General features: G+C 66.4%; 11 protein-coding genes and 3 pseudogenes. 5 read left to right on the top strand and 9 right to left on the bottom strand.

Annotation, left to right across the window (positions count from 1 at the left end; genetic code table 11):
* Positions 1–89: 89 nt before the first annotated feature.
* Positions 90–422: pseudogene (locus ACFWDI_RS33695) on the bottom strand (ATP-binding protein); the annotation flags it as partial.
* On the bottom strand, positions 419–1,900 hold the full coding sequence (locus tag ACFWDI_RS33700; protein ID WP_385309903.1) for a competence protein CoiA family protein: 1,482 nt from the start codon (positions 1,898–1,900) through the stop codon (positions 419–421). The gene ACFWDI_RS33700 and the pseudogene ACFWDI_RS33695, both read right to left, overlap by 4 nt.
* A 424-nt stretch (positions 1,901–2,324) precedes the next feature.
* Here ACFWDI_RS33700 and ACFWDI_RS33705 point away from each other — a divergent pair, with 424 nt between their 5' ends.
* Positions 2,325–3,419 (top strand): restriction endonuclease, encoded by a 1,095-nt coding sequence (locus ACFWDI_RS33705; protein WP_385309904.1) that lies wholly within the window; start codon positions 2,325–2,327, stop codon positions 3,417–3,419.
* 3 nt (positions 3,420–3,422) lie between these two features.
* Here ACFWDI_RS33705 and ACFWDI_RS33710 read toward each other — a convergent pair whose 3' ends face one another.
* Positions 3,423–3,686 carry a hypothetical protein gene (locus ACFWDI_RS33710; RefSeq protein ID WP_385309906.1) on the bottom strand — a complete coding sequence of 88 codons (264 nt, stop codon included), beginning with the start codon at positions 3,684–3,686 and terminating at the stop codon, positions 3,423–3,425.
* 146 nt (positions 3,687–3,832) lie between these two features.
* Here ACFWDI_RS33710 and ACFWDI_RS33715 point away from each other — a divergent pair.
* Positions 3,833–4,670: pseudogene (locus ACFWDI_RS33715) on the top strand (transporter).
* Between the two features lie 218 nt (positions 4,671–4,888).
* Here the strand turns inward: ACFWDI_RS33715 and ACFWDI_RS33720 are convergent.
* Genes ACFWDI_RS33720 through ACFWDI_RS33730 form a run of 3 tightly spaced genes read right to left on the bottom strand, consistent with a single transcriptional unit; the run spans position 4,889 to position 12,224 of the window.
* Positions 4,889–7,639: an RNaseH domain-containing protein gene (locus tag ACFWDI_RS33720; protein ID WP_385309908.1), complete on the bottom strand. Its 2,751-nt coding sequence runs from the start codon at positions 7,637–7,639 to the stop codon at positions 4,889–4,891.
* Positions 7,636–11,028, bottom strand: a complete 3,393-nt coding sequence (locus ACFWDI_RS33725; protein ID WP_385309909.1) for a hypothetical protein — start codon at positions 11,026–11,028, stop codon at positions 7,636–7,638. The genes ACFWDI_RS33720 and ACFWDI_RS33725 overlap by 4 nt, the downstream gene beginning before the upstream one ends.
* Positions 11,025–12,224, bottom strand: a complete 1,200-nt coding sequence (locus tag ACFWDI_RS33730) for a hypothetical protein (RefSeq protein WP_385309911.1) — start codon at positions 12,222–12,224, stop codon at positions 11,025–11,027. Before ACFWDI_RS33730 ends, ACFWDI_RS33725 begins: the two co-directional genes overlap by 4 nt.
* A 304-nt stretch (positions 12,225–12,528) precedes the next feature.
* Between ACFWDI_RS33730 and ACFWDI_RS33735 the strand changes: the two are divergent.
* Together ACFWDI_RS33735 and ACFWDI_RS33740 are read left to right on the top strand one after the other, a co-directional pair.
* Positions 12,529–13,367: pseudogene (locus ACFWDI_RS33735) on the top strand (hypothetical protein).
* A gap of 608 nt (positions 13,368–13,975) precedes the next feature.
* Entirely contained in the window at positions 13,976–14,476 is a 501-nt protein-coding gene (locus tag ACFWDI_RS33740; protein ID WP_385309912.1) for a hypothetical protein, read from the top strand.
* 96 nt (positions 14,477–14,572) lie between these two features.
* Here ACFWDI_RS33740 and ACFWDI_RS33745 read toward each other — a convergent pair whose 3' ends face one another.
* On the bottom strand, positions 14,573–15,094 hold the full coding sequence (locus tag ACFWDI_RS33745; protein ID WP_385309913.1) for an NUDIX domain-containing protein: 522 nt from the start codon (positions 15,092–15,094) through the stop codon (positions 14,573–14,575).
* A gap of 83 nt (positions 15,095–15,177) precedes the next feature.
* Here ACFWDI_RS33745 and ACFWDI_RS33750 point away from each other — a divergent pair, with 83 nt between their 5' ends.
* Positions 15,178–15,627, top strand: coding sequence for an NUDIX domain-containing protein (locus ACFWDI_RS33750; RefSeq protein WP_385309914.1), 450 nt, complete (start codon positions 15,178–15,180; stop codon positions 15,625–15,627).
* Between the two features lie 554 nt (positions 15,628–16,181).
* Here ACFWDI_RS33750 and ACFWDI_RS33755 read toward each other — a convergent pair.
* Both ACFWDI_RS33755 and ACFWDI_RS33760 read right to left on the bottom strand, forming a co-directional pair.
* Positions 16,182–16,598, bottom strand: a complete 417-nt coding sequence (locus tag ACFWDI_RS33755; protein ID WP_385309916.1) for a DUF3592 domain-containing protein — start codon at positions 16,596–16,598, stop codon at positions 16,182–16,184.
* 17 nt (positions 16,599–16,615) lie between these two features.
* Positions 16,616–17,329 carry a DUF317 domain-containing protein gene (locus ACFWDI_RS33760; protein WP_385309918.1) on the bottom strand — a complete coding sequence of 238 codons (714 nt, stop codon included), beginning with the start codon at positions 17,327–17,329 and terminating at the stop codon, positions 16,616–16,618.
* Positions 17,330–17,433: the final 104 nt, after the last annotated feature.

Raw genomic sequence — 17,433 nt, forward strand, 5'->3', positions numbered from 1 at the left:
CGTTGATAGCAATGCATCAACGACGCAGAACGCTCACGGTGACGCTCGTTGAAGACAGAGAAGAGAGGGGCTCAGGCCCCGTTGATAACGGGCGGGCCCAGGAGGGCGGCGTTCGCCTTGGCCTCGACGAACGAGAGGGTGGCCAGGTCCTTGACCTTGCGCGGGTCGAGGTCGGGCTGGAACGAGAAGTCGTACTCGTCGAGCGTCTTGTGGTGCGGCAGCCTGGAGAGCCGCAGACCTTGCCGGAATCGGCGGTCGTCGCGGACGGCCAGTTCCTCGGAGAGGACCAGGTCGAGGAAGTCGAGGTAGCCCATCTTCGCCTCGTCCGCCCGGCGGGTGAACTCGTTGATGGTTTCCGCGAGGTGGGGCAGGCCGAGCTTGCCGGCCGTGGTGCGGATGCGGTTGCCGGTCAGCTCGCTCAAGACGGTTCCTTCGTCGCTCGATGGGTGGTGAAGGGGCGAGTTCCGGTCAGCTCGTCATAGACCGACAACGGTCGGCGCCCGACCTCGATCCGGGTGGCTGCGGCCCGGTTCAGCAGGGCCTGCAACGGGCCGGTCTCCTCCCCCCGCGGCCGCTCTTGCCGAGGCTGGATGGGGATGTCGCCGGTGGTGGTCCGGCGGTTCTTTCCGGTGGGCAGGCCGTCCCAGTGCATCTCATCGACGACACGGGCACCGCGGCCGACCGCCCGGGGATGGGCGGCCAGCAGTGTGCTGCCATGGATGTCGGCGAGGGTGCCATGCAGCATGACTTGGGACTTCGTTGCCCGAACCTCGACCAGCTGACGAGCACGGACTCGCCGGGCCGGCACGGAGTAGAGGTTCCCGTCGAAGGCGACCAGGCAGTCCTTGCCGACGTGACGCAGCTGCCGTTCGGCCACCAGATACGGGACCGATGGCAGCGGCTTGAGGGCCGCGTGGTCCCTCGCGGCCCTCTCCGCGATGACCTCCCGGTGCGTCTTGTGGATCTGGGCCCGCCGCAGGGGAGCACCCGTGTCCGTGCGTATGAGGGCGGACAGCACTGGATCGCGTGCAGGGAAAGGCATGTCGACCTCGGTGAGGAGATCGACGAGGTCCGCGTCGTCGTATCGGGCGAAGTCCACGCCGATCGTCTGCCCGAGATGTTTCAGGGTCGGCTTGGTTGCCCAGCGGGCGTCGAGCTCCAAAGCATCTCGAAGCGCGACGATCAGTTCGTCCCGGCTCAGGCGGCGGACGGGCGATGACGGTGCTGCAGGCGATCGTTCCTTCCCGCTGTGCGTCTTGCTGCCGGCAGCTGACCGTCGGCGGGCGGCTCGGATCTCCTCGACTGCCGGCGTAGCGAGCCCGTCGGGGGTCAGGACCGCGTCTGAGAACGGAGTCCATTCGGTCGCTTGACCGCGTTGTTGCACTCCGAGATAGGGGCATCGCCCGGCTCCCTTGGTCTCGAAGCGGATACGGAAGACGTACCCGGAGTCGTTCCAGAACGCATTGGGCACCGTGCCTCCTAGCCCGAAGATCCAGTCGGACTCCTGCTGTCCCGGTGCTCCTGCCTGGCCAGGTGCTGGACCCCACGAGCCGTTGTGGTCGGGCCGCAGGCGGAAGCGCAGCCGCCGCGGTATGCCCTGGGGGTCGACGTCGATCGACTCACCAGGGGTGGTGGTGTTACCTGGCATCTTTACGGTCGCTGTGAGCCCGTGACTGCTCATCCAGCTGTGCAGAGCCCGCTTCATGAAGAGATGGTCGGCACTGTCCTCGCCGTTGGCGGTCCGCGTGCAGGTGTGATGGGGATGGTGTGCGAAGTGGCAGACCTTCGAGTGGTAGAGCCGGTCGGTCAGTGGTTCTCCGCACCCGCCAAGCAGGGTGCCGCACCAATAGGTGTACTGAGGATGGCGTTGGCGCCATCGCGTCAGCTCCTCTGCCTCCATTGGGAGGATGATTGCCAGGTCTGATTCGCTGCTACCGATGACAGCTGTCTGTATCCGACGGTGGTCCACGGGCGGCAGTTGCATGACGTTGGGCCTCCGATGGAGGGAAGCTGGCAGACGCCAACGATCCTGCCAGAACCGGCCACTTGTGATCGTAGCTCGCAGGGAGAACGGCTGACAGCCCGGCGGACCGAGCGGGCTATCTGGGCAGAGCGCTATGTGTCAGAGGGCGGACTGATCGTTGCGGAACGCTCACGGTTGGGGGCGCAGTTGTGCACAGTGGCCTTGGGATGAGACGGCCCGCCCGGGCTCAGCTCGTGATGTCCTGGCAACCGTGATCCATCGATCTGGGAGTGCAGGCAGGATGCAGCGATGGAGTGCGAGCATCCGGCGACGTTGGCACGCCGAGGCGAGAAGGGTGGGGATGTGTTCCAAGTGTGCGGCCCGGGACTGGTCGAGCGATCGGTCGCTGCTCGAATGGCTTGGGGAACTCGTTGGAATTCGGCTTGGGTTAGCCGTTACGGAAGATGAGCTGGCCCGCATCGTCCGTGAGGCGATGCAGGACTTCCCAATCTCTGACTACAAGCAGGTGAATGAAGTCTTCGGGCGCCGTGCGCTTGAGCGTCTCGGTTTGCGTGGCGCGATTTCTGCTGGCGGTGGAGTGATCGCGCGTGTCCGCGAAGGAGTCGGAGACGGGGAACTGGCGGTGCGGGCCATTGCCTTCATGATGGAGCGTATTGTCAGGCCAGGGGTGGCGTCCAAGGAGTGCGGGATGCCGGGCGCCGGGTCCGACCTTGTTGACGATTACCGTCAAGGCCGGTACCTCGACGCCGTGCACATCCCGCAACTTGAGTACGGGATAAGGGACGTGGACGCATCTGAGTGCGTGGCGGAGGCCCTACGTCTCCACGGGCGGGCCTTCGCTGCCGCTGTTGCGGTCGTCGTCGATGAGATGCGGCATGGGGCGGCGCGCAGCCCCATTGTGTTGGGTGTGCGACACCGGTGGGAACGCATCCTCGACCTGGCAGAACTATTCTCGTCGGAGTCGGTGATGGCCTCGTACGGAAAGTTCTTTGATCAGCGTTTCGTCAACTACCTGGCCGCCAACTATGAGGCCATCGGGGCGATTCACTGGAGAAAGTTCGAAGGGCTTGTCGCTGAGTACTTTGACCGGCAAGGTTTTCGGGTAGAGATCGGGCCCGGCAGAAATGACAACGGCGTGGATATTCGAGTCTGGGAAGATTCTCCGTCTGCTGGTGCCTCGCCGCCCACGATGCTCATTCAGTGCAAGCGCGTGAGACGAGAGATCGACAAGGTGGTGGTGAAATCCCTGGCTGCCGACGTTGTGTGGGAAGGGGCGCAGCAGGGCTTGCTCGTTGCGACAGCCGACTGGTCGCCGGGGGCGCGGGAGGTCGTCCACACGAGGAGCTATCAGGTCGCAGAGGTGAACCGAGCCGCGCTGCAGACGTGGCTGGAAGACATGCGGGTATCTGGCAACGGAATCTGGTACCCGTCCTGAACGTCAGCTGCCGATGCTGATGCCGGTGTACTCGGGCTCGCCACTTTCGAGGACCCGGAGCAGCGAAGCGGTGACGACCCGTGTACTGCGGCCGATGCGCAGCACACGGCAGGGGAACATTCCCTGACGGACCAGGGTGTAGCCCTTGGATCGAGAGAACCCGAATGCCTTGGACGCATCCTCGACACTCCCCGTCCCTGCCCAGGTGACACGGATATGCGTGGGGCTGAACCGGGCATCGTGGCTCGTGCTGGTCTGTATGTCCATGTGTGGCTGTCGAGTCCTTTCAAGACGGTTTTGGCAGCGGAAATATTCCTAGGCCCGCTGACCTTGATCGCTGTCATTGCGATGGTGTGCTGGGGGGAGTAGTGGGGCTGAAGCTGTTCAACATGACAGGCGGCGTGAGTGAGGTCATGCCGCGTCTTGCTGCTGTCGAGGCACATGTGCAGGACCTCGTCGAGGCACACATGGAGACGATGCTGGGCGTCACGTTCCTCGCGAGCGAGTACGTCATCGACTGCGTCGACGGCGGGCGGATCGACTCGCTGGGGCTCGACGAGAACGGTGCGCCCGTGATCGTGGAGTACAAGCGCGGCACTGATGCCGGGGTCATCAACCAGGGCCTCTTCTATATGGCCTGGCTGATGAGCCACAAGGACGCCTTCCGGGGCCTGGTCCGCGACCGGCTCGGTATGACGGCTGCGTCCCAGATCCTGTGGAGCGCACCCCGGCTGATCTGCGTGGCCGGCGACTTCACTCGCTACGACGCACACGCCGTACGCGAGCACCGGCACTCGATCGACCTGGTCCGCTACCGGTACTTCGGCAGGGACCTCTTTGGTCTTGAGACGGTGGCCTCGGTCACGGGTCACTCGGCCGAGGACAAGCGGGTGCGCCGCCGTGCGCCCGGGGCGTCGCTGGTTCGGCAGCAGGGCGGTGCGATGGCTGACCTGGCCGCGGCCGTCGACGAGACTCTGATCAGCCTCGGTGAAGGCGTCACCCGAGTCCAGCGCAAGCTACGCCGCCTACCAGCGGCTTCGGAACTTTGCCTGCGTCTGCCCGCCGCAGCAGACCAAACTCCTCGTCTACATCAAGGCGGACCCCAAGGAGGTCGACCTCGTTTCGGGCTTCACCCGGGACGTGACGGGGCTCGGCCACCACGGCACCGGCGATCTGGAGCTGCAGCTGCGCACAGAGCGGGACTTGGAGCGCGCCCAGGACCTGTTTCGCCTCAGCTACGCCGCGGCGTAGCGCGCCGGCGGCCGGTGCGGTCGTGCGAGGCGGGGCCGCGGCGTTGTGGGTTGCTGTCGTGGTGTTTCCTTTCGACGCGACGGATCGGGAGTGGCGGTGGAGCTACAAGTATTCGGCGGATCCCCGGTTTCGGTAACCGGGGATCCGCCGCTATAGTGCCGCGCTCCTGTTTCCGGACTGGTTGCGGGCGACGGTGGTATCACCGGCCCGCCAACGCGTTAGGCGTTGGCAACGTCCGGCACCGCGATGAGCGCTTCTGGTTCATCGCAACTACGCCGGTAGTAGGGGTGGTTAGTATCGATCTGTTTCGCCAACCGGGAGGGCGAGGGTTCGGTTTGTCGGCCGTCCCAGCTGACACCCTGGTTGATGAGGACTATGCCTCCCTTGCCGATCAGATCCACATCGGCGTTGTCCGCGGTGGGAATCACCGTGAGACGTACGGCTGTGTGCGCGTATCCGTTCTTGCCTTGCCGCTGGGCAGCTTCCGGCGCGAATCGTGAGTACTCCGATCCGAAGCGGCCGGGGGGACCGGCGGCCCAGGGTTGCGGCACGGTGGTGAGGAGGAAGTCGGGGAGGTAGCTCGATCCGTCGTCGGACACGAGCTGGAATGGGCTCTCAGTGGTTTTCGTCCGCTCCCACTTTCCATTCTTGCCCCAGACGTAGCCGCCGGTCGGCCTTCCGATGCGTTCGATGTCCGTGATGGTGCGGACGATGGCAAGGGGGCGTTGGGTTCGGGGAAGGCCATGGCCGGGGAGCCATGAAGCGGGCCTGGGTAGATCTACGGGTGGCTGCTGGCCCAGGTTTTCGTCTCGGAGACCGGCCCAAGTGGGCTCGCTGGTATCGCCATTGACGTAGATGACCATAGGGGCGGCTTGAGGCAGCTGGGTCCGTGCGGCCAGGAGCGCGGCTTCGGTGATCTGTGCTGCTGCCGATGCCTGATGGCTTTCATCTCCGATGGTGGGGAAGCTGGAGACGTCCAGTCCGAGGTCAGTGGAGTGAACGGCAAGTCGGGTCTTGCGGTAGGGCTCCCATTGCGAGGTGATGGGTGAATAGGCCCACGTGGTCCATGGCTCGGTCGCACCGCCAACGGGCCGCATGGCTGTGAACACGATGGTGAGCGGGGCGGGTTTGGTGTTCCGCTGCCCGTACTGGCGGGGCTGGGCGTGCCGTCGGACGTGGATGCCGATATGCCAGTAGTCAGGGAGCGGAATCTTCCCGAACGCGGTGCCGAGTCGGTGGTCGATGACACCAAGCCCGCGGAATAGGTCGCGGACGGCGTTCTCCGTCGAGTTGGCCAGGCCGCCCTCGCGCGCTTTGGTCTCTCGTTCGATGAAGTACGGCTTGCACGGCTCTCCGTTCTTCTTGACCGTGGGCACCGGAGGGGGAGCCTGTTTGATGTACTGCGAACTGACCCCGAGCCTGGCGAGTGCTGCTTTGGACGGCCACTTGCCGTCCTCGGCCTCCGCTTTCTTCTTCTGCTCTGGCGTGGGGTACTTCCGGTTGGGGTCCCGCTCCGTCTCGCAGACGGCGGCGATGACTCGTCCTTCTTGCCGGAACGGTGCCAGAAGTTCGTCGAGTTGTTGCTGACGGCGCTCTGCGGTGGCCGGCCCGTGTACGAGGGCGCCGCCCTTGTCCTCCAGGAAGAGCACGTCTACACGGTCGGGGATGACGTTGTCTTTCACGGTGCCATCAAAGGCAACGAAGTCGTCGCCCAGGTGCCACTGGCGTGCGATCTCTTGTTGGACGCGGGAGCGGACTTCGTCTTCGTGGTAGAGCACCACAACGAGGAGCCGGTCGATGCCTGCGGCGTCCATGGCGGCAGGAAGGTGCTCGGGCAGGATCGGTCCGCTGGTGCGCACGCCGGTCTTCGTCGTGGGAACCGACAGACCCGGCACCTCGATGTAGACGGGGGTCTGATCCCGGTATGCCTCGCAGTGCTGGTCGATGTGGGACTCGATCCGGCGGAACATCTCTATTCCGTGGCCGCGGCCCAGGCCGGGTGTGGTGATGCTCTCGGGAGCTACGGCCCGGACAGCGCCGAGTGCTGTCCCGGCCGCGATGGAACTCTCCTCCAGAGCGTCGGGGAACGGCGGCACCCGGCGAGTTAGGCGCTGCAGTCCGGCCAGACGTCGACTGGCCGCTACGGCGGGCACGTTCAGGCGCCGTTTCCAGGGTGGCCCATCGGTGTGGGCGGACACGGCGAGGGGCTGGTCGGGGTTGGAAAGCAGGACCGTGGCGACGCCGTACCAGCGGTTGGCCAAGAGCGTGGTGACGGCGTTGACGGTGACGGCATGCCGGGCGGAGTGCCCCGCGGCTGCGGTTCCGATCTTGATACGCGGCAGGAGGCGGTGCAGCCGACCCTCCGCGTCCGGTGCGCTGGTCAGTTCGTGGCCGATGGCAGCGAGTGTCCCGTCGGTGCACAGCACGAAGCGGGTCGGCTCCTTGCCTCCGAGGTTCCAATCGATGGCGGCCAAGTCTTCTGCCAGGCGCCAGCGGGCCAGTTCACCGGGCCACCAGGTCAGGGTGCGCCGTCCGGCCACGGAGCGGGGAAGGGCGGGGTAGGGCAGGGCTGGTGCTGCTGCGATCAAGTCGGCCAGCTGCAGGACAGCTTGGTACCCGGGCCCGTCGGGGAGGAAGGCTTCGCCCCAGTAGGCAAAGACGTCACGGCGGTCTTCGTCGGCCATCTCGGCCGCGGTGAGGAGCTGCGCCTGTCCGTTGCTGACGTCCCAGCGCGCCCAGGTGCCCAGCACGGCACGCAGGATGGCTTCGAGGGCTCGGTACGGCGGCTGGACGTCCTGCTTCTTGTCACCCACACGGTCTTTGTAGGCGCGGCACACGTCGTGCCACAGGCCGAGTGCGGCGGGGCCGGGGCGGTAGGCGAAGACGGTGCCCAGGACCGCCGGGTGGGTGCGGTACTGCAGCAGGCCGGCGCGCTTGCGGTGTTCGTCTCCGGGGGGACACAGGGTCATGCGGCTACTCCGAAGTGGTCTGGGTACCCCTTGCGCAACCCGGTGAGCAGGTGTGGGGCCTGGGCGTAGTCGAGGAGCTCCTCGGCGGTGTACCCGTAGGTGCGGCCGGTTCCGGCGAGTTCCTGGGGGGTGTAGCTCTCGTACAGCTCGCGCACGAGAGTCGGCAGGTCCGTTCCCCAGGTGGTGTCGTGGAAGGCTCCGTCGATGAGGTGCAGTTCGACGTGGGTCTGACCACGTCGGCCGCGGCCGGCCAGTTGGATGCATTGGCCGAGGACAGTGGCGATCAGTTCGCTGCGCAGGTCTTCGGGGAGTGCCGTGAAGCGCTTGGGGGCGGCAAGAATGGTCCGGAGGCGGGCGCGGGCTGTCTTGCGGACGGCGGCAAGGCGCGCGGCGGGAGTGCCGTAGTCGGGCGTGGAGCGCCAGGCACAGGCGGCGATGCTGGCGGACAGGGCAGCCGGTTCATCGACGGGCATGACGGGGCGGATGGCGAGAGCGATGAGCGTGATGGCGGATTCGCATTTGCCCGAGGGGGCCGTGGTGAGGATGTTCAGACCTCGCTCGGTGCGCGGGAGCGGTGAGATGAGCACGTCGCCGCCGCAGTCGGCGAGCTGGGAGAACTGATCGCGGGTGACCACGGTGATGGCGTCGGGAACCGCCGGTAGGTCGGGGTCGTCCGTGTCGGGGGTGGCCACGAAGATCTTCAACCTGTGCCCCAGCGCGAGGGCGGCTTCGTACAGGGCCGTCGCGAACAGGCGGGCCTGCCTGTAGGAGTTGACGGCGATCAAGGCGCGGGCTCGGTGGGCGGTGGCCATGTCGCCTGCGAGGCGCTGAAGGTCGCTGATGAGGGTTGGTGCGTACCCACCGGCGAGCGCGGCAACGCGTTCGTCGCGCTCGTGAAAGGGCGTGCTGCCCACGGCCAGGCTGCGATTGTCGACCATGGGCGTACTGCGGAAGATGCTGAGCCCTCCGCGCTGCGCGTCGGGCATAGCCCACTGCGGCTCGGCCAGCAGATGGGTGCGGGCGGCCCGCGGAAGGTACCCAGTGGCCGACATCCCCAGCACAACCCGGCGGTGGCCAGCGAGGGCCAGAGACACGATGTCGCCCAGGAAGGCGGTCTCGGTGTGCGGGTCGCTGCGCAGGACTTCCATGAGCAGGCGCGGTTTGGTTGTGGGGTCATCGAGACCCTCGAACCGGAAGCCGCTGATCTGCTGTCCCAGCGGCCCGAACGGCACCACGTTTCCGGTGTCGCGATGACCGACCGTGTCAGCAAGCACGGACGCTCCGTCAATGGCGTGGCCGGCGAGTTCCCCCGCGCGGTCGGCAAGGTCGAACACCGTGTGGTTGAGCGCGGTGAGCCACGCCTTCATCATCACGGCGTGGAAGACGCCGCCCGCGAGGCCAGGCGTCAGCTCCGGTGGCTGCTGTGGTTCCTGGTCCTCACTGCGGTTCGCGGTGCCGTCTGCCGCCGACGCTTCGCCCGCCTCCCGAGGTTCCGGCTGGGGCACGCGGTCCCGGGCAAGCTGCATGACGGCCTTGTCGACGACCGCCCGCAGCTCCTCTTTGATCGTGTCGAGTTCCCACAGCCCGCTCTCGTCGAGGCTCAGCATCCGCTCCAGCAGGTGGGGGATGGGCCGCAGCCTCTGCGGTAGGACCGCAGGGAAGACGCGATCCTCGGGCCGGGCGGCAACCGGGGGCAGCAGGGCCTGGAGATGGTCCATCTGTTCCTCGGTGGCGCTCTCCTCGGTGTCGACGCCGATCAGGTTGTCCAGGAGTTCCCGGTCCCACCGGTGCGGCTGGTACCAACGGCGCCGGTCTCTCAGGACCTGACGCATCCGGCGAGGATCTTTTCCGGCCGCCAGCGCGCGAGCCTGCCCGATCTCCGTGCAGATCTCCCCGCTGCTGGCCAGATCGAGGAGCTGCTCGGCGAGCCACACAGCTCTAGTCAGCGGGCCTCGTGACTCCACACGCAGCCGCGAGGGAGCGCGGTGGAGATTGTCGCGGACCTTCCGCAGGGCCGTGTTCGGATCGCTGACGGACGCAAGGGTCAGGCTCTGCGAGGCATCGAAGCCACGGGACTGATAGGCGTCGACCTCGTCGATGACCACCAGATGCGCGCGGCGCAACAGCAGCTCCCGAACGCTGACCTGTCGACGCAGTTCGCCGTCGACCAGAAGAGGGATCTTGACCATTCCGCGCTGAAAACAGGCATGCGTCGTCACAACGATCTGAGCGGAGCACGCAGCGCGGACATGAGAAAACTTGTCACACCGGTTCACATAGGGGCACAGCGATGCCCCCTTCGGGCCGTCGGGATCCGTGTGGCGCAGGCTCGTGCACGGCTCTTGACCGTCACCGAAGCCGTCCGGTCCGTCCATCTGCGCTGTGACCGCGCACCCGTAACCGGACTCGGACAGCCGCTCCACGAGGTCCTCCGGCATCTGCGACAGAGCGGTCTGGTCGTCGACCGCCTTGTGCGCGGTCTGCAGGGTGAACTCATGCCGGCTCCCCGGTGCGATCAGGGGCGTGACCGACACATCGAGCTTCAACGCCTTCAGCTCGCGGCGCAGCGTCTCCACCTCGCCGAAGACGTCGGTGTTGTCGCTGACGAGAAGAGCAACGGTGTAGCCCTCACGGGCCAGTTGCTTGGCCTGGGCGCGGGCGAAGACGTTCTTGCCCACGCCGGTCGGCGCACTGAGATGTCGCATCGGGCCCGGATCCATCAGGACCGCGGAGGCGGGCGGCTTTGTTCCCGACCCCATCGTGCCGCTCAGCAGAAGGCCGACCTGGTGCTCGCGGAAGGCAGGCCCCTCCATGGCCTCATCCGTCGTGCGCGTGAGCCAGCCCAATAGGTTCGGGTCGACCGGAATGGGCCCCGTGGTGTCCACCGTCGTCACCACGGGCGGTGCATAACCCACCTTGAGTGTGTCGAAAGCGAGCTGGACGGGCCCCCGGCGGCTCTCCGCCACCCAGCCGCCTCCGGTGGCCACCTCGATCCGCACGGGGCGTTCCTGCAGCTCCAAGAGCCGGTCCGCCGAGTCCAGAGGGTGCTGACCGTGCCGCGGATAGACCTCTACCATCCGCCAGCCGTCGCGGGCACCCGGTGCATAGCGGTGGACGACAGGGTCTTCCCACTGCTGGTCGAATCCCTTGCGGACACGTCGCTGCAGGGAGGACAGATCGGCCTCAGCACGTGACCGCTGTGCCACGACCCGGCCGATACGCTGCTGCTCCTCGTACGGGAGGTGATCCCATTGCGGCCATACCTGCGCCACCTGACCCGACAGCAGGACATGCGCGTCTTCGATCCGGACTACCGCCCGCCCTTCGGTGTCCTTCGCAGGGAAGTACTGCTCGGCTAGGGCCAGTGCAGCAGCCAGAACCCGGCTCATGCCGCAATCACTTCGTTGATCAGCGCCAGATCGGTGATCACCCGGGCGCCGAGCGGCCCCAGAACGCGTGCGAGTACCCCGGTGTATCCGCTGAGGTGTTCGGGGATGACCAGGATCAGCCCCGAGCAACCCTCTGGATCGTCGCGCATCTGCTCTGCGATGCCCTGCGGATCCGCCCATGTCTTCACATCAACGCGCCAGGTGACACCGTTCTTGGTGATGTGCAGGTCGTAGCTGTCGCCATAGGGCCACAGCCGTACCTCCGCGCCGGCCGCTTCGGCGAGATCCTTCAGCTCGATCTCCAGCAGGCCCGGGACGACGATCCACTGCCACAAGCCGTAGGACAGGGCGACGTGCCCTTCAACCGGCAGCAGGTCCGGGGCATCGCGGATCTCGCCGCCGCACGGCTCAAGCCGCCACTGACCATCCCGCGATGACATCCTGAACCGGGCGCCACGCTCGACATGGCGCACGTCCTCGCAGAGAAGCTCGGCTGCATAGCGGCCCTTGGGGATAGCACGCATGGTCCAACGACAGAGCGGACATGGAGCCCACCAGCCAGCAAACTGACGCATCGGCGAGATGGCCGTGTACACCCCGAGATCCACCAGGTGCGTATGCCGGGCAAGGGCACGCCGCGCCATCGCGGGGCTGAGGATCAAGGTTTCGCGCCCCTGCGTGTAGGCGACGAACCCGGCATCCAGCAGGGCGCGGAACACCGCGTGCTGCACCGCCTCAGCGGTGATGCGCGACAACCTGGTGCCCACCGTCAGTTTGCCCAACGCTCGTAGCACGCTATGCACATGCCGTAGGTCAGCACCCATTCCGGGCACGTCTTGCGCCTTCTCCGAGGCTTCCATCACCAGCCGGATCAAGACTGCGGTGGCCGTGCCGTCGTCCTCCAACAGGCGTTCGTCGTAGATCTGCGACCACGAGCCCGGACTGGGCAGCAATTCTCCGACCGGGGCACGGCGTAGTCGATCCAGGAATTCGGGGAACGACGCCGCCTCGCCGAAAACGCCGCACGCACGCATATAACGGCCGTGGCACTCCATCAGCAGTCGAACGCGAGCGCGCACGTCGCCTTCCGGGGCGCACCACGTCATCGCTGCGATGACACACGCATCCAGGGCTTCACGTTGCTCCTGATCCAGTTCGTCGATCTCGCCAGGAACCGCATCGGCGGCAGCAAACACAGGAGAAGGTCCTCATCATCCATGGGGCCGTCAAATCACTCTCAATGCACACGAGTATCGCGAGGGAGATCACCCCGGAATGTGGCGGCGCGAGCGACGCACAGAGGGGCCAAACCACGCCTTGCACCTCGAACCTCTGTAGTGAGGCCGGTACTTACTGGACCCCGCCCTCAATGCAGCCCGCGCCGCGCAACTGCGGTAATCCACCCGCAGGGCCGAGGCTGCCAACGCACAGCTTGTTGACGTTGTCCTACGACGTCTGAAGGGCGCACTGCTGCGGCTGGGGCTTGGTACGTTCTGGCGTATGACGCTGCGTTCGGTGGATCTGCGTAAAGAGCCTGTGGAGGCCGTACTGGATCGTGCGGAGCGAATACTGGGGGTGCGACTCGATCGCGAGACTGTGGTGCGTAAGCGGCGGTCTGTGGGGGCTCGTACGGGCCGCGATACGTGGGTGCGCATCGAGCGGCGTGGGCTCGACCGGATCGGAGTTCAGGGCGGGGATGGCACCGCGTCCGCGGAGGCCCTGCGAGGGATCGTGAAGCCGGCCTGGCTCGCTGGTGTTGCGTGGCGGGACGAGGTGGAGCCAGTGATGTGGCGGGGGGACGAGACGGGACTGCTGCCGGGTGCTCCAGTGGGGAGCGCCGTGGTGGCAGAGGACCCGAGACTGACTGAGGAGTGATGGGCTTCGCTGAATGCTTCGCTGGAGGCCCTCGCCGCGCAGCACACGAACCGGATCGCAACGCCGGATGCCGAGACCCTCACGCAGGAACTGGTCACGGGAACGATCCGCAGTGCCTTTCCCGGCGTCGATACGGCGGTGACCGATTGGCGTCCGGCCCATGCGGACCTCAACTGGGCGAATGTGACGGCGCCGGTGTTCTGCGTGTTCGACTGGGAGGACTGGGGCATGGCCCCGCGCGGCCTGGATGCGGCAAATCTGTGGGCGGCCTCCCTTGCCGTCCCGGCCCTGGCCGACCGCGTCCGCAGAGAGCGGTGCAACGATCTGGCGAGCCGGGACGGCAAGCTGATGACGCTGTTCGTCGCCGCGAAAATCCTTGGTCCCTACTCTGGTCCCGAGGACCCCCGACTGGCCCCGCGCGGAAGACGGCGGAGCAGATGGTGCAGGAACTTCAGGCAGGCTGACGGGCTTTGAGGAGCTGCCGGTACTCCTGTCGAGCAGTTCCTTGATGAGTGCGATGAGCCTGTCGAGGAGGCACTGGCCGCCCACTTCGATCTTCACCCGGCGAGCGAGGCGTTCAGCGCGGCCCTGTGCTTCCATGCGGACAACATCGAAGCCGTCTTGGCGGGCGGCGCAGAACCGTCACGGACATCTACACGACGCATCACCGCAGTTCAGAGCCAATCCGAACCCGTCGAGAGTCGGTAAAGGTGACGAGGGTCGACGGCATGTGACGAAGGCCCGTAGCTTGACCGGGAGTTCAGCAGCCGGTGGACGAACGTGACGGGGCGACGACATGGCAGGGAACGATCTGATATCGCGGATGCGCGACCACTGACTGACCTCGCGAGCGGGTGAGTTCAGCGAGCGAGACACCACAGACGGCATCTTCGGACTCTTTGAGCACGTTGGCTCCCACACCGCACGGCTCGTTCATAACGCCCTGCTGGCTGGAGTGGAACCAGTTCAGCGGGACAGGATCATCAGCGGGCACGAGCTGTGGAGCTGGACCCCGAACGCGAACCCAGGGGCCGACTTCGGCATCCTGAACGCCGACGACCGAGTCCTGGCCGTGTTCGAGCACAAGCGTGACGCCTACAGCAACGTCACCTCCTACGGAACCTTCCAAGGCCGCAGGCGTTTCAACGACGCCGTGGCCCAGTCCATGACCATCCCGGAGTACACCCCCGGTATGCACACGCCTGAGGAGTGCCGGGGTTGCGAAGCGCACTGGCACACCGGCCTTCGGAACGGCCGATGGGCTGCTGGAATGCCGCAAATCGACTTCTACCGAAGCACTCCCGATAGGTGGGTCAGGCCATTGAAGGATGGGGGTGGCAGCGTCCATCTGCCTGATCCCACCGAAGTTCTATGGGTCCTCCTCGACCGCCACGGCCGCACAGCGGAGGAGGCGTTTCCCCATGCCCACACAGCAGCGGAATGGCAGACGACGAGCTACTGCGACTTCGCGCTTGGACTCTGGACCGCATACGAGTACGCGATGAACGACACGGCCGTCCCGATGGGTGCTGAACATGTCGGCAGAATCCTCGAAATGATCGTCTATCCATGACCGCCCGTTCGCCCACGGCCCGGTGGATCTGATGTCGCCGCAGATCACCCTCACCCAGCCTGTTCCCGCGGTCCGCCGAGTGAAGGACGCCGCAGATCAGCGAGCGGAGACCTCACGCAGCCAGCGCGCGTGCTGACGGACACGCAACGCGTCCTCGGGGAAGTAGCTGGCCCAGTCCTCGTTCAAGGACGTCCACGCCGCTGGCTGTCCATTCTCTGCGACCAACGGCGTTGCAGCATCCACGATTGCGACGAACGACAGCCCAAGACTCGCCGACCACTCCCGGCGATAGGAGCGCACCGTGGCTGCAGCAGGTTCCGGCAGCAGTTCCGCCTCGATGCCGGTCTCCTCGAAGAGCTCGCGGCGCGCCCCCTCTCGGGGCGTTTCCCCTGACTCAACGCGCCCACTTGGCGGGACCAAGCCCCGCCACCGATGCTGAACCAGCAGTATCTGAGCGAGATCCTCATCGAAGACCCACACCTCCGCGGCAAGAGGCTCCGAAGGCGCATGGCCATTGGCGGTGAGCCACTGGCCGGCGCCGTCGAGCTCCATTCTTGCCAGCCGGACATCCGCTACTGCGGCCTCTACCACCCGGTGATCAAACGCATCATGAATCACCGAGACAACATAAGGCGAGGGTCTGACAACAGGCTGGCCCCGGACAACGTCCCGGACGCCTACGCGACGCATCGACGCAGGCCATGGACGATCCGAACGCCACACCGGTCGGTAAAGGCAGTGACTTCTATCTTCAACAGCGTCGTGTGCTGCACCTGCCGGGCGGTGGAACCGACGGCCAGGATCTGCACGTCGCCGCGGTACGGGAGTTGGAGGAGGAGTCGGGTCTGCTGGCTGACGTCACGCGTGCCCTGGGTGTGATCGACCCGCTGCCGGGAACCACGGCCGCGCGTACGTACCTGTTCCTGGCCGCCGAGCTGACGCCGGGGGCCATGCACCGGGACGCCACTGAGTCCGGCATGACGGTGGAGTGGAGGCCGCTGTCGGCAGTGCTTGGTGCCGTCGAGAACGGTGAGGTCACGGAGGCGGGCAGTGTTGGCGCTGCTCCTGGCCGAGCGCGTGCTGCGCTCTACGCCGCCCGCCATGCTGAGGCCGTGACATCGCACCCGCAGAACTCGGCTAGTTCTGCCTGAGCTGCGCGATGTTCGCGGTCGCCCGCTCATGTGCGGCCTGGCCGTCGGCGAACCGTGGCCAGGCCGCACGATGTCCGCGGATACCCACTGGCGGGACAACTCGCTTCGGCTGTCGCTGGCGTCCTCGGTAGGGGCGAACGTGTCGTTGCAGTAGGTGATCCACGAGGGCCGGAGCACTAGCAGGCCGGATACCGCGGACAGGGCGGCGGCCGTTGTCGCCACCACGGGCCGGTCAGGAGCCATGCCGTGTACCAGCGTGGTCAGCGCTTCATGGACCCCTTCGCTGTCATACACCGCCTCGCCGACCAGCGAATCCGGGTCGTCCCGAGGCGAGTCCGCGACGGTGGGTGCGAACGGCGCACGGGTCGCCATGGCCACCTGGGCCTGCCAGGCCCGATCGAGCTCCTGACGGGTGCTCCTGAGCTTGAACCAGCCGGGCATGACGCCTTCCCCCCTCATCGACACACGTGCCACGCACGGAATGTCTGCCCGACGGTTGCCCACTCACAATGAGGGGGCTGGTGGAGGAAGTCCGTGTGTATCGCCTCGCTGGTCTATGTGTCGAAGCTCAGGTACACGAACAGGATGCCGAACAGGGTGAAAGCCCCGGTGATGAGGATGCCGAAGAGGCTTCCAAACAGCGGCGACCATGCTCCGCCGCGTCCCATGATGGTGGCGGTGCGGGCTGGGTTGCTGGGCCGGTATCGCACGGTCACGGTGTCGCCCTGGGCCAGCAGTATGGCGTCTTCTTCGAACTCGATGTACTGCCCGTCGAGCGTGGTGAAGCCGTGGACGTGGTGCCAGTAGGTGTTGCCCTCGCTGCCCTCGGTTGAGTACTGCCTGACACAGCGGCCTTCCACGGCGATGCGGCCCACCACCGAGCGCAGTCTGCCGATCAGCTGTCGCGTCAGGAAGCCGCAGATCGTTCCGAAGACGGCCAGGATGCCGAGGCCGACCCAGAACATCGTCATCTCTTCAGGGTAGGGGGTCACCGGCGCCGTCCGGGAGGGAGGGAGGCCGGTGGCGCCGGCGTCGTACCGGCCTGGGCGGTGCGCAGCGCCGGACCTCCCGGGGGTACCGGCTGGATGGACCGTGCGCCTTGTCCTTCGGCGAGTTCGAAGGCGATGTCCTGTAGAAGGGGCGCTGGGAAGTGCGCGGAGAGCTCCACGGACCAGGTCGGCTGGTGGACGGCGTTGCCGCCCCATACGGTCCAGGTCGGCAGGAGACTGCCGGGCTTCTGGCCGGCGGCGAAGGCGTCGAACTGGATGCCTGTGGCTTCTTCGCCGGGTGCTTCCCATCGGATGTAGCGGCCTTCGATGGTCTGTTTCCAGCCCGCGTCGGCGAGCGGGCGCGTCGCCTGGGTGATGGTGGTCTCCGTGAGGGCGGCTGGGCCCCATGCTGACTCGCTGGCGGCGGAGTTGAGCATGGTGCGCACGATCTCGGCGGGGGTGGCGGCGGCGGCGGTTGCGTACCAGAGGCGCTCGCTGACCGGCGTCTCGTACGCGGCGAGCGTCCATTTGGTATCGCGTCCTTGGGCCTCGTGGTCGAAGAGCGCCCGCAGGGTGAGTGATTCGTGGTTGGCGACGGTGCTGTCGTCGTCCCAGGTTCTATAGCGCTCCCAGTCACCGTGCGATTCAAGGAAGTTGTCGAGGAGCGCCTCGTGGTTTTCGGGATCGGCGGCATGGACCGCAACGGCCTCCATCTTCGGTACGGGGGGCTCGAGTGGGGCTTCCGATGCGATGGCGGGGCTCCTGTGATCACGGTGGCGGTGGCCTGGGCGGTCTGCTTTTCAGTGTCCGTGGCGGG

Origin of the sequence: Streptomyces sp. NPDC060064 (assembly GCF_042736455.1) — a bacterium.
GTDB lineage: Bacteria > Actinomycetota > Actinomycetes > Streptomycetales > Streptomycetaceae > Streptomyces.

Coding starts and splice junctions, on each gene's coding strand:
- ACFWDI_RS33700 (WP_385309903.1), bottom strand. CDS start 1,900: ATGGAGGCAGAGGAGCTGACGCGATGGCGCCAACGCCATCCTCAGTAC.
- ACFWDI_RS33705 (WP_385309904.1), top strand. CDS start 2,325: ATGTGTTCCAAGTGTGCGGCCCGGGACTGGTCGAGCGATCGGTCGCTG.
- ACFWDI_RS33710 (WP_385309906.1), bottom strand. CDS start 3,686: ATGGACATACAGACCAGCACGAGCCACGATGCCCGGTTCAGCCCCACG.
- ACFWDI_RS33720 (WP_385309908.1), bottom strand. CDS start 7,639: ATGACCCTGTGTCCCCCCGGAGACGAACACCGCAAGCGCGCCGGCCTG.
- ACFWDI_RS33725 (WP_385309909.1), bottom strand. CDS start 11,028: ATGAGCCGGGTTCTGGCTGCTGCACTGGCCCTAGCCGAGCAGTACTTC.
- ACFWDI_RS33750 (WP_385309914.1), top strand. CDS start 15,178: ATGGACGATCCGAACGCCACACCGGTCGGTAAAGGCAGTGACTTCTAT.
- ACFWDI_RS33755 (WP_385309916.1), bottom strand. CDS start 16,598: ATGACGATGTTCTGGGTCGGCCTCGGCATCCTGGCCGTCTTCGGAACG.
- ACFWDI_RS33760 (WP_385309918.1), bottom strand. CDS start 17,329: ATGGAGGCCGTTGCGGTCCATGCCGCCGATCCCGAAAACCACGAGGCG.